Below are 11,799 nucleotides of genomic sequence, written 5' to 3'. Positions count from 1 at the left end.
GTACACCGCGAGGCTTGCCCCTTTTAGATTGCTGTCGGGACGAATAGGGCGGTTGGAGGTGAATCCTTTTTGGAGTTGGTTGGCTAAGATTTTGTAATAAAAAGATTTTGTTTGATGGCAAGGTCGTCTGAAAATCCAAATTCTCCGCCGTATGTCTGATTGCAAAAATTGTTTGTATTGAAATGAATTTTTAATACATTGGGGTAGAAAATCGTTGAGAAGCCCGTTGTTTGATAGATGTTTGCATATTCTTACGGAAAAATAGTTGGTAATTTTTCTCGTTCGGGTCTACAATCCGACTCATGTTCGTTTTCAAAACGATTTCAAAATCATAATAATGGAGCTTAGAATATGACAGCTAAAGGACAAATGTTACAAGATCCTTTTTTGAATGCGTTGCGTAAAGAGCACGTTCCGGTTTCGATTTATCTGGTCAACGGTATCAAACTGCAAGGCCAAGTCGAGTCGTTTGACCAATACGTCGTTCTGCTGCGTAATACTTCCGTTACCCAAATGGTTTATAAACACGCCATCTCAACAATTGTTCCTGCCCGTGCCGTAAGCCTGCAACACGAGAACAAACCCCAAGCCGCCGCGGCTGCCCCGGTTCAAGTTGAGACCGTGCAACAACCTGCCGAATAATGTATGTAACGCATTAATCGATTCTGATACCTTACCGCTTGGCCGGTAAGGTATTTTTATTTTCAGACGACCTTTAATTTTATGCAGCTCGAAAACATCCTCCCTTTTGCACACTCGCTTCTCAAACAAGCCTTAAAACCCGATGCCCGCGCTTTGGACGGTACGGCGGGAAACGGCAACGATACGCTGATGCTGGCGCGTTCGGTCGGCAGCGGTGGGAAAGTGTGGGCGTTTGACGTTCAAGAGCAGGCATTGGCAAACACCCGAATGCGCTTGGAAGAAGCGGGCATGGCGGATAGGGTGGAATTGATATTGGACGGACATGAAAATCTAGCCACCCACATCCGCGAACCGTTGGACGCGGCGGTATTCAATTTCGGCTGGCTGCCCGGCGGCGATAAAAGCTGTACGACAGAAGCGGCAACCAGTATCCGTGCGTTGGCATCCGCCTTGTCGCTGCTGAAAACGGGCGGGCTGGCGGTTGCCGTCCTGTATCCCGGGCATGAGGCGGGGCTGCATGAAGCGCAGGCAATCGAAGATTGGGCGCGGCAGCTGCTGCAGGATGAATTTGCCGTTTTGCGTTATGGTTTTATCAACCGCCGCAACCGCCCGCCGTATTTGTTGGCGTTTGAAAAGTTACGTCAAGAATGAATGTTTGGGGTAGAATAGGCGCTTCTTTCAAAAACAATAACGTGCGACCGCTATGCAATATCTGTTTGTAAAATACAGCCATCAGATTTTCGTCACCATCACCATTTTGGTGTTCAATATCCGCTTCTTCCTGCTTTGGCGGCATCCCGACAAACCTTTGGCGGGCATCTGGAAAGCCCTTCCCCACCTGAACGACACCATGCTGCTCTTTACCGGCTTGTGGCTGATGAAGATTACCCATTTTTCGCCTTTCAATGCGCCTTGGCTCGGCAGCAAAATCCTGCTGCTGCTGGTTTACATCGGCTTGGGCATGGTCATGATGCGCGCCCGTCCGCGTTCGCCGAAGTTTTATACCGTTTATGTTTTGGCAATGGCTTGCGTCGGTTGCATCGTCTATCTTGCCAAAACCAAAACGCTGCCGTTTTAAAAAGGTCGTCTGAAAATGCCGCAAACCCATTTTGCCGTCATCGCCTTGGGCAGCAACCTTGCCGAACCTGCCCGCCAAGTCCGCGCTGCCTTGTCTGCGTTAGAGGCGCATCCGCAGATTCAAATCGAAAAAACTTCCTCGCTGTATGTAACCGCGCCGGTCGGCTACGACAATCAGCCTGATTTCGTCAACGCCGTCTGTTCCGTCCGCACTTCATTGGACGGCGTTTCGCTGCTTGCCGTGTTGAACCGTATCGAGGCGGATTTCGGGCGGGAACGCACGTTCCGAAACGCCCCGCGCACATTGGATCTGGACATCATCGATTTTGACGGCATTTCCAGCAACGACCCGCATCTGACCCTGCCGCATCCGCGCGCGCACGAACGCAGCTTTGTGATGAAGCCGCTGGCTGAAATCCTGCCCGATTTTGTTTTGAGCGGACACGGACGGGCGGCGGATTTGGCGGCTGCTTTGGGCGAGGAAGGGATACGCCTGTTAGAAGCCGTTTGAAGCAAGACGGTGAAATAAAAACATCTGTTTGCTTCAATCGCGTGTCAAAGTTTATATTTGAAGCAACTAGGTTCAAGAGGTCGTCTGAAAAGGGAAATGGCTTGGCAGTTTCCTTTTTCAGACGACCTTTCAAGAAGGACGGCGGCAGGTTTGGGCAAACTCCGTCGGTCTGATAAAATGCCACCTTTCCAAAATATCAAAACAAAATCATCCATCAAACCATGAACTACCGTTATATTGTCGTCGAAGGCTCCATCGGCAGCGGGAAAAACGCCTTGAGCCGCCGCCTTGCAGAACATTTCAGCGCGCTGTCGCTGGCGGAAAACCCCGAACACAACCCCTTCCTCATGAAGTTTTACGCCAACGCCTCCCATCACGGCTTGGCAACCGAGCTTTTTTTCCTGATGCGCCGCGCCGAAAGCGTGGACATCATCAAAAACGAATACGCACAAGGCGGCATGGTGGTCGCCGATTTCCTGTTGGAAAAAGACCGGATTTTCACGCCGGTCGTGTTGAATGAAGACGAGCAGCAGCTCTTTGCCGATTTGAAACAAAAAATCCTGCCGCAGTATCCCGCGCCCGATTTGGTGATCTACCTGCAAACCGCTGTGGACGGCAACCGCAAACGCCTGCAAAAACGCGGCGACGGCATCATCAATCTTTTCCCCGAAGGCTATTTGGGGCGGATACACGAGGGATACAGCCAGTTTTTCCACCTTTATCAAAATTCCCCGCTGCTGACCGTCAATGCCGACGAGTTGGACTTGCAAGGCAATGACGAACATTTCCAACTGTTGCTCAATGCGCTGAACGATTTGCAGGGAACGCGCAATTATCTGAATTTGAGCGAAGGCTGACGCAGTTTGTAAGATTGTGGTGAAACGCCGAAGCGGCTATGTTGGGGATTCATTTTATTCCTTGCCCGCTTCTACGTTTCCGTCTTAGGTCGTCTGAAAGGAGACATCATGACCCAATACCGATTCACTTTGCCCTCAAGCAGCGGCAACGACTTTGATTCTGCCGAACATCTGCCGCTGATTGTCTATTTCTACCCCAAAGACAGCACGCCCGGCTGCACCACCGAAGGCTTGGATTTCAACGCCCGTTTGCCGCAATTCAAAGAACTCGGCTATACCGTCGTCGGCATCTCGCGCGACGGCGTGAAATCGCATCAGAATTTCTGCGCCAAACAAGGTTTCAATTTTGAATTGTTGAGCGACAAAGATGAAACCGTGTGTAAAATGTTTGACGTGATCAAGTTGAAAAAGCTCTACGGCAAAGAGTCTTTGGGTATTGAACGCAGCACATTCGTATTGGACGCAAACGGCGAAATCATCCACGAATGGCGCAAAGTCAAAGTCGCCGGACACGCGCAGGAAGTATTGGAAACACTGTCCCGATAAACCGTAATGCAGCAAAAGGTCGTCTGAAAACGAACATGGCAGGCTCTGCCCAGCAGGTTTCTATTTTCAGACGACCTTTTATAATAGATGTCAGTCAGGGCAGGGTTGGCTTGTCCTGATTCATATTAAATCCACGATACACACCATCTTCGGACTGCCCGTAAAACCCCATGACCGACGAACTCATAGACAAACTGCTCGAATCGCTGTGGCTGCAAGACCGTCTCAGCCATAACACCTTGCAAGGCTACCGCCGTGATCTGGAAAAAATCGCCGTGCGTTTGGAAGCGGGCGGGCATACTTGGTTGGATGCCGAAGCCGCCGATTTGGCAGATGCCGTCTATGCGGCGGACGAAAAACATAGCTCGCAGGCGCGCGCCCTGTCTGCCTGCAAACGCCTATACGCCTGGATGGAAGAAACCGAGCGTCGGACGGACAACCCGACCCGTTTCCTCAAAGCCCCGAAACAGACGCAAAAGCTGCCCACCCTGATTACCGAAGCGCAAATCGAAAACCTGCTCGCCGCGCCCGATACCGACACGCCGCACGGCTTGCGCGACAAAGCCCTGCTTGAAGTCATGTACGCCACAGGTTTGCGCGTAACCGAAGCCGTCAAGCTCCAACTGGGCGACCTCGACCTCAACCGCGGCTGCATCCGCACCATAGGCAAAGGCGATAAACTGCGCATCGTGCCTATGGGCGAAGAAGCCGTTTACTGGGTCGAACGCTATTGCGCCGAATCGCGCCCGCTACTGCTCAAAAACAAAATCTGCGACGAAGTCTTCGTCAGCCAAAAACGCAGCGGCATCTCCCGCCAACTCGCATGGATGATTGTCAAAAATTATGCAGACGCCGCCGGCATTACCTCACTCAGCCCGCACGGCCTGCGCCACGCTTTCGCCACCCATCTCGTCAACCATGGCGTCGATTTGCGCGCCGTACAGCTCATGCTCGGACACGCCAACATCAACACCACCCAAATCTACACCCACGTCGCCAACATCCGACTGAAAAACATCGTCGACGAACACCATTCGCGGAATTAAACGATTCCATTGAAAAAGGTCGTCTGAAAACAGAAATCTCGTTTTCAGACGACCTTTTGCCTTTATCCGTCAAACCGCGGCTGCTTCAGGTTTGGCTTTGTTTTTCTTGAATTTCAACACGGCTTCTTCTTTCGCCGCATCCCAGTCTATCCGCACGAAGCCGCCGTCGGCGAGTTTGCCGAACAGGAGTTCGTCGGCGAGCGGTTTGCGGATTTTTTCCTGAATCAGGCGGTGCATCGGGCGCGCGCCCATTTGCGGGTCGAAACCTTTTTCCGCCAGATATTTGCGCAATGCCGGCGTGAATTCGGCTTCGACTTTTTTGTCGAGGAGCTGGTGTTCGAGCTGGAGCAGGAATTTGTCCACGACTTTGGCGATGACGGGTTCGGACAAGGGCGCAAATGGGATAATCGCGTCCAAGCGGTTGCGGAACTCGGGCGTGAAGAGTTTATTGATCGCCTGCATTTCGTCGCCGCGTTCGCGCTTGGCGGTAAAGCCGAGGCTGGGGCGGCTGAGGCTTTCCGCGCCTGCGTTGGTGGTCATGATCAGGATGACGTTGCGGAAATCCGCGCTCTTGCCGTTGTTGTCGGTCAGTTTGCCTGCATCCATAACTTGCAGGAGGACGTTGAAAATGTCGGGGTGGGCTTTTTCGATTTCGTCCAAGAGCAATACGCAGTGCGGATGTTTGTTGGCGGCTTCGGTCAAAAGGCCGCCTTGGTCGAAGCCGACGTAGCCCGGCGGCGCACCGATAAGGCGCGATACGGCGTGGGGCTCCATGTATTCGGACATGTCGAAGCGTTGCAGCGGTACGCCCATCGAGTAGGCAAGCTGTTTGGCGACTTCGGTTTTGCCGACGCCGGTCGGGCCGGAGAAGAGGAAGCTGCCTATGGGTTTGTCGGGCAGGGCGAGACCGGAACGCGACATTTTGACGGCGGCAACCAGCGCGTCGATGGCGTTTTCCTGACCGTAAACCATGTTTTTCAAATCACGGCCGAGGAATTGCAGCACTTGTTTGTCGTCGTGCGACACGGTTTTTTCGGGAATCCGCGCGACTTTGGCGATGACGGTTTCGATTTGCGCTTTGCCGATGACTTTTTTCTGTTTGGATTTGGGCAAAATCCGTTGCGCCGCGCCTGCTTCATCCATCACGTCGATGGCTTTGTCGGGCAGGAAACGCTCGTTGATGTAGCGGGCGGAGAGTTCGGCGGCGGCTTCGAGTGCGCCTTGCGTGTAGCGCACTTGGTGGAAGCCTTCGAACATTGGTTTCAAGCCGCGCAGGATTTGCACGGTTTCGGCGACGGTGGGTTCGACCACGTCGATTTTTTGGAAGCGGCGGCTTAAGGCGTGGTCTTTATCGAAAATGGTACGGTATTCGTCGTAGGTGGTCGCGCCGATGCAGCGCAGCGAGCCTTTCGCCAGCGCGGGTTTGAGCAGGTTGGACGCGTCCATCGTGCCGCCGCTGGTGCTGCCCGCGCCGATGATGGTGTGGATTTCGTCGATAAACAAAATGGCGTGTGGGATTTTTTCGAGCTGTTTCAAGACGGATTTGACCCGCGCTTCAAAGTCGCCGCGGTATTTCGTACCCGCCAAAAGCGAACCCATATCCAGCGCGTACACTTCGGCATCTTTGAGCGCGTCGGGAATGTCGCCGTTGACGATTTGATGCGCCAAGCCTTCTGCCAGCGCGGTTTTGCCCACGCCTGCTTCGCCGACCAAAAGCGGATTGTTTTTGCGGCGGCGGCACAGGATTTGTACCAGCCGTTCCATTTCGTGTTTTCTGCCGATTAAGGGGTCGATGCGGCCGGCTTTGACTTCGGCGTTGAGGTTGACGGTGTAGTCTGACAACGAGCCGCTTTTCGATTCGACGGGGTCGTCTGAATCATTGTCGGGGTCGTCTGAAAAGCCTTTGTGTTCGTCGTCTTCGGTTGCGCCGTGGGCAATGCAGCGCAAAACTTCAAAACGCGTAACCGATTGCAGTTTGAGGAAATAGACGGCATGGCTGTCAGTTTCGCTCATCAGCGCCACCAAAACGTCCAAAGGCTCGACCAAGCCTTTGCCTGCGGATTGGGTATGCACCATCGCCCGCTGGATGACGCGTTGGAAGCCGAGCGTGGGCTGGGTTTCGACCGTGTCCAAAAGGTGGTCGGGAATCTGCGGGGTATTTTCGGCAACGCTGGCGGCGAGCTGTTCGGACAACACTTTCAAATCCGCGCCGCAGAGCTTGAGGACGTTGGGGACGGAGGCGTCTTCTTCGATTAACACCAAAAGCAGATGCTCGAGGCTGATAAATTCATAATGAGCCTTACGCGCCTCGCGGTAAAGCTGCTGCAAAATCTGTTCCAATTCGGGTGAAAGCATATTAAATCTCCTCGACAATACATTGCAGCGGATGCCCTTCGGCTTTTGCCCGCTGCATGACCTGCTGCTGCTTGGTTTGGGCGATGTCCCGTGTGTAAGTGCCGCACAAGCCTTTGCCTTCGTGATGAACCAAGAGCATTACCGCCACCGCCTGCTCCTGTCCGAGCATGAAGATTTCGGTCAGGATTTCGACGACAAATTCCATCGTGGTGTAATCGTCGTTCAGCAAAAATACGCCGTAACGTTTCGGCGGGGCGGTTTTTTGGTCGCTTAAAAGTGTATCGGATTCGTGATGTGTGTTTGGGTTGTTCATAATTTTTTGGCTTTGTGGAAGAGGGTTTGTTTTCAGACGACCTTGTGAAAGGTTTGATATCAAATGAATCTATAAATATAGTGATTATAAGGTTTATTTCGATTTCTGTTGTATTTTGGTCGGTTTCCGCCATTTTCGCACTTTTTCCCTTGTATGGCTTGACGTTTTGGCTTAACAAATGTAAAAAGACGGTTAAGCAGAAGCTGGCACTCGACCAAGTATATAAAGCTAGGGAGAAACGCTGAACGTTTAAGTTTGCTGTATGCCTTATTTTGCTGATTTTGTTAATTTTTAAGTATAGGAAGTTTCTAATGGCAACCGGTATCGTAAAATGGTTTAACGACGCTAAAGGTTTTGGTTTCATCACTCCTGACGAAGGCGGCGAAGATCTGTTCGCTCACTTCTCAGCGATCAACATGGAAGGTTTCAAAACCCTGAAAGAAGGCCAACGCGTGTCTTTCGACGTAACCACCGGCCCTAAAGGCAAACAAGCTGCTAACATTCAGGCTGCTTAATTAAACGTGCGGCGTATGCCGTAGAATAATGGCGGGATTGATTCCCCGCCATTTTTTATTGTCTATAAGAAACGGAATCCACATGGCAGAAGACAAACAAAACGCCGCCTACGAAAACGCCCTGCGGCAGTTGGACGAACTCATCGCGCATCTGCGCAGCAGCGAGGAAGTCAGCTGCGCGGTGGCGGAACAAGAAGACCTGATGCTGATACGGCTTGCCGATTTGAAAATCGATTTGAGGCCGAATGATGAAAAAGCGATAGCGGATATTGACCGGTTTTACCGCCGCCATTTGGGCGACGGTAAATGAAGACGGATAATGCACAAACGCGTGATGAAGGTCGTCTGAAATCTCTATTTCGCCCCTGCCTGTTTTTTGGGCAGTCTTATTTTTCCTTTTAGTATCAACTGTTAATCCGATATATCCACAACTGGATTCACATAAAGCAAGGATAACTATATTTTTACGGCATAGAGGCTTTGGGGTCGTCTGAAAAGCCAATTCTTCCATACAGCGAACACATTTACTCAAACGGCTTTTTCTGCCAATAAAACTTATCCTTTTTCAGACGACCTTTGAAGATTTCATCTCCGCCCAGCTCAAATACCAATGCACCCGACAAATCCGTCCGCAACAAAGTCGCGCCGTGTGCGCGGACGCGGTTTTGGACAGCGGGAGTGGGGTGTTTGTAAGCATTGGCGTAGCCGCTGGAGGCAACGGCGTATTTGGGCGCGACTGTGTTGAGGAAACCGCCGGATGAAGCCGTATTGCTGCCGTGGTGTCCCAATATCAAAACCTGGCTATACAGTGAGCTGCCGTAGCGTTCTACCAGCCCCGCTTCGCCTTTGACGCCCAAATCGCCCGTAACCAGCAATGCCTGCCCGTCGGAAACGATGCGCAAGACGCAGCTTCGGTCATTGTCTTCACTGACCGGGTTTTCAGACGACCTCAATAACTCGAAATCCACGCCGTCCCATTGCCATTGCGCTTCGGCGCAAAATTTTGCGGTCGGATAAAACTCAGGCTGTCCCGCCAGCGTTTCGCCGATTTCAATATCGGAAACGGCGTCCAAACCGCCGTCGTGGTCGCTGTCGTGATGCGACAGAATCAGCGTGTCCAAACGGCGCACGCCCATGGCGTTCAGGCTTGGCACGATACCCGTTTGCGCCGCCTGCGCCGTACCCGTGTCAAACAACAGATTGCGGTTGCGCGTTTGTACCAACACCGACAAACCCTGTCCCGCATCCATCACGGTAATTCGCGCCAACCCGTCGTCCAAGCGGTCGGGGCGGTAAAACACAAATCCAGCCAACACCAAACACGCCCAAGGCCGCAAACCCAGACCGCGCGGCAACAGCCACAGCAAGGCTGCCGCAAAAGCCAAAATCAACAGCGGCACAGGCGCGGCGACTACGGCAAATTCAGGCGACACCTCCGCCAGCCAAACCAAGCCGCGCAAAGTGTATTCCGCCAAACCAGCCGCCGCCCATTGCAAAGGCGCGAACGGCAACACCGACCCCAGCAGCGCCAAAGGCGTCAATACCCAAGAAAACCAAGGAATCATCGCCGCATTGACCAAAGGGCTGATGATGGGCAACGACGCAAAAATATAGCCCAACAATACCACCGACAACACCGTCGCCGCCCATTGTCCGCGTACAGCCAAACGCCAGCCGCGTTCTTTCAGACGACCTGCCGAAGCCCAAATCAAGGCGGCAACCAAGCCGAACGACAGCCAAGTACCCACGCCCAAAACTGCCAATGGATCGAGCAGCAACACCACCGCCAAAGCCTGCCACCACGCCGTCCAGCCCGAAGACAGACTGCCGCGCCACCAAGCCCAGGCAAACGCTGCCAACATCAAGACGCTTCGCTGCGTCGGCACAGAAAAACCCGCCAGCAGCGCATAAAACAAAGCCCCTGCCGCGCCGCCCGCCAAAATCCACACGCGCGGTTTTGCCGGTATCCAAGGCAGTCGTCTGAAAATCAGTTTGACCAGCCAACCCGCCAAAACTGCCACCATCGTAACGTGCAGCCCCGAAATACTGACCAAGTGCGTCAAGCCCAAAGGTCGGAACGCCTGCCACAGTTCGGGTCTCAACGCCGATTGTTCGCCTATGCTCAAAGCCCGCATCAGACCGATACCGTCCGAAAAATCCGGACTGTCCGCCCCGACAGCCTGCCAACGGCGGCTGACCGCATCGCGCCACACCGCCAAGCCGACACCGCCGCCCTCGCGAACCAAGCTCCTGCCTTTGCCCAGCGTACCCGCACCATCCAAACCGTTTGCCAACGCCCAAGCCTCGCGGTTCAGCCCGCGCAGGTTCACTTCGCCGATAACCGGCTTGAGCCGTGCCGACACCTTCCAGCGGCTGCCCACCGCCCAATCGCGTTTCTGATAATCCGACAGCAATAAATCAAACTGCTGCCCATCCTCCGTACACGCCTTCGCCGCAAACTGCACCCGCCGCCCGTCGCCGCGCGGCATATCCGCGACTTCAACCGTCAACACTGACTCCGAAGCCCCGTTCAGCGGCCATTGCGCCGACAAAGCCGCTTCCGTCCGAAACACGCCGTAAGCCGCACCGAGCAGGACACACAGCATCATTCCCGCCACCGCAAACCGCCGCGAAGCCGCCAGCAAAACCAATGCCGCCGCCAGCCACGCAGCCCAATGCGGTATGGACGGCAAAGCGAACGAGGCGATGACGCCGACTGTCCAAAACGGCAATCCATAATATTTCAGCAAAACTGTTTCCCTTTTTATTATTAGTTTTGAAATTAGGTGGGGATAATAATTGAATTTCCTACAAACGTCATGAAAAAGGTCGTCTGAAAACCTGAATCTCAAGTTTTCAGACGACCTTTTGTCTTAGGGCTTCAATATTTCACATCGGCAACGCGGTTTTACAAATTCTGCAAACGCTCGACCGAAGGGGCGTAGTAATATGCGCCGGACACGGCGGTGGAAAGATGCTTGAGCAGCAGGTCGGTTTTGCCGTCGGCATCGCCGAACATATGTAAAAGCTGTACTTCGATGTTGTGCAGGGTGTGGCAGTAGGCGGTGAACATCAGGCCGTGTTCGCCGCTGAGTTTGCCGAAGGGGAGGCTGCGGCGGACGATTTTCAGACCCACGCCGTTTTCTTTCAGGTTGACGCGGCCCAAATGCGAATCAGGCAGGCGAACGTCTTTGCTGAATTCTTCGTTGGTTTCTTTGCTGCGGCCGACGCTGGCTTCTTGTTCGGCAACGGGGACGGCATCCCATTTTTTCAGGTCGTGCAGGTATTTTTGCAGCAGGACGTAGCTGCCGCCGGCATCGGGTCGGCCTTCGGGAATAATGGCGACATTGCGGACGTTTTCATCGCCTTGCGGGTTTTCGGTGCCATCGACGAAGCCGTCCAGTCCGCGGTCTTCATACAGGCGCAGACCGTGTTCTTCGGTGGCGATGCTGATGCTGTCGCCGAATGCGGCAAAGACGGATTGGGCGAGTGCGAAGGCGGCTTTTTGGCGGCAGGCTTGGATGTGGATGTAGATATCGTGTTGGGTTGAGGGTGCAAGACCGTTGCCCATCACGGGGAAGGGCTTGATTTCGCTGCCTTCTTCTGCATGTCCGAACGCTTTCCATGCTTCGCTGCCGAAGGCGATGGTCATGCCTAAAATATCTTTGGGAAAGCGGGTTTTCAGCTTCGCCAAGGCTTCAAGCGAAGTTTTGCAGGCGGTTTTGATGTCGTCGTAGCGACCGTCGCGGATGTCGGCTTCGATGAATATGCCGGCTTGGGCGTGATCGGGGATGATGGCGGTTTGCGGGCGGTTCATTGTCTTTCCTTTTCGGTTTATTGGATTTTTCAGGCGGTATTATAGCATTTAAGGTTTTCAGACGACCTCGTCTGAAAGGGCGGATATGATATAGTGGATTAAATTTAAATCAGGACAAGG

13 protein-coding genes are annotated in these 11,799 nt (G+C 53.4%); 9 read left to right on the top strand and 4 right to left on the bottom strand.

Annotated features, from left to right (window positions below; translation table 11 throughout):
• The first annotated feature begins 351 nt into the window (after positions 1-351).
• The 7 genes from hfq to xerD all read left to right on the top strand — a co-directional run bounded on the left by hfq (position 352) and on the right by xerD (position 4,679).
• Positions 352-642, top strand: a complete 291-nt coding sequence (hfq, locus tag HMPREF3050_RS00620) for an RNA chaperone Hfq (protein WP_003755341.1) — start codon at positions 352-354, stop codon at positions 640-642.
• Positions 643-723: 81 nt separating this feature from the next.
• Positions 724-1,293 (top strand): tRNA 5-(aminomethyl)-2-thiouridylate-methyltransferase MnmM, encoded by a 570-nt coding sequence (locus tag HMPREF3050_RS00615; protein ID WP_070773112.1) that lies wholly within the window; start codon positions 724-726, stop codon positions 1,291-1,293.
• Positions 1,294-1,345: 52 nt separating this feature from the next.
• Positions 1,346-1,720, top strand: coding sequence for a SirB2 family protein (locus HMPREF3050_RS00610; RefSeq protein WP_049226782.1), 375 nt, complete (start codon positions 1,346-1,348; stop codon positions 1,718-1,720).
• A 15-nt stretch (positions 1,721-1,735) separates the two neighbouring features.
• The gene (gene folK / locus HMPREF3050_RS00605) at positions 1,736-2,230 is read left to right on the top strand and encodes a 2-amino-4-hydroxy-6-hydroxymethyldihydropteridine diphosphokinase (RefSeq protein WP_070773111.1); all 495 of its coding nucleotides are present in this window, start codon (positions 1,736-1,738) and stop codon (positions 2,228-2,230) included.
• A gap of 221 nt (positions 2,231-2,451) precedes the next feature.
• On the top strand, positions 2,452-3,087 hold the full coding sequence (locus tag HMPREF3050_RS00600) for a deoxynucleoside kinase (protein ID WP_070773110.1): 636 nt from the start codon (positions 2,452-2,454) through the stop codon (positions 3,085-3,087).
• Between the two features lie 108 nt (positions 3,088-3,195).
• Positions 3,196-3,633, top strand: a complete 438-nt coding sequence (locus tag HMPREF3050_RS00595; RefSeq protein WP_003742666.1) for a peroxiredoxin — start codon at positions 3,196-3,198, stop codon at positions 3,631-3,633.
• Positions 3,634-3,803: 170 nt separating this feature from the next.
• Positions 3,804-4,679, top strand: coding sequence for a site-specific tyrosine recombinase XerD (gene xerD, locus HMPREF3050_RS00590; RefSeq protein ID WP_070773109.1), 876 nt, complete (start codon positions 3,804-3,806; stop codon positions 4,677-4,679).
• 69 nt (positions 4,680-4,748) lie between these two features.
• On the opposite strand, the gene clpA is transcribed toward xerD, so the two are convergent.
• Together clpA and clpS are read right to left on the bottom strand one after the other, a co-directional pair.
• On the bottom strand, positions 4,749-7,034 hold the full coding sequence (gene clpA / locus HMPREF3050_RS00585; RefSeq protein ID WP_009311929.1) for an ATP-dependent Clp protease ATP-binding subunit ClpA: 2,286 nt from the start codon (positions 7,032-7,034) through the stop codon (positions 4,749-4,751).
• A gap of 1 nt (position 7,035) precedes the next feature.
• Complete coding sequence (clpS, locus tag HMPREF3050_RS00580; protein WP_003755322.1) at positions 7,036-7,347, bottom strand: ATP-dependent Clp protease adapter ClpS; 312 nt, start codon at positions 7,345-7,347, stop codon at positions 7,036-7,038.
• 311 nt (positions 7,348-7,658) lie between these two features.
• On the opposite strand from clpS, the gene HMPREF3050_RS00575 reads away from it, so the two are divergent.
• Positions 7,659-7,862: a cold-shock protein gene (locus tag HMPREF3050_RS00575; protein WP_002217533.1), complete on the top strand. Its 204-nt coding sequence runs from the start codon at positions 7,659-7,661 to the stop codon at positions 7,860-7,862.
• An 82-nt stretch (positions 7,863-7,944) separates the two neighbouring features.
• Positions 7,945-8,172 (top strand): branched-chain amino acid ABC transporter, encoded by a 228-nt coding sequence (locus HMPREF3050_RS00570; protein WP_070603489.1) that lies wholly within the window; start codon positions 7,945-7,947, stop codon positions 8,170-8,172.
• 214 nt (positions 8,173-8,386) lie between these two features.
• On the opposite strand, the gene HMPREF3050_RS00565 is transcribed toward HMPREF3050_RS00570, so the two are convergent.
• Entirely contained in the window at positions 8,387-10,612 is a 2,226-nt protein-coding gene (locus tag HMPREF3050_RS00565; protein WP_094113270.1) for a DNA internalization-related competence protein ComEC/Rec2, read from the bottom strand.
• Positions 10,613-10,770: 158 nt separating this feature from the next.
• Positions 10,771-11,679, bottom strand: coding sequence for a Dyp-type peroxidase (locus HMPREF3050_RS00560; protein ID WP_070773108.1), 909 nt, complete (start codon positions 11,677-11,679; stop codon positions 10,771-10,773).
• Positions 11,680-11,799 lie beyond the last annotated feature (120 nt).

Origin of the sequence: Neisseria sp. HMSC065D04, assembly GCF_001815675.1 — a bacterium.
Taxonomy (GTDB): domain Bacteria; phylum Pseudomonadota; class Gammaproteobacteria; order Burkholderiales; family Neisseriaceae; genus Neisseria.
This window is presented reverse-complemented; position numbering and strand designations above follow the sequence as displayed.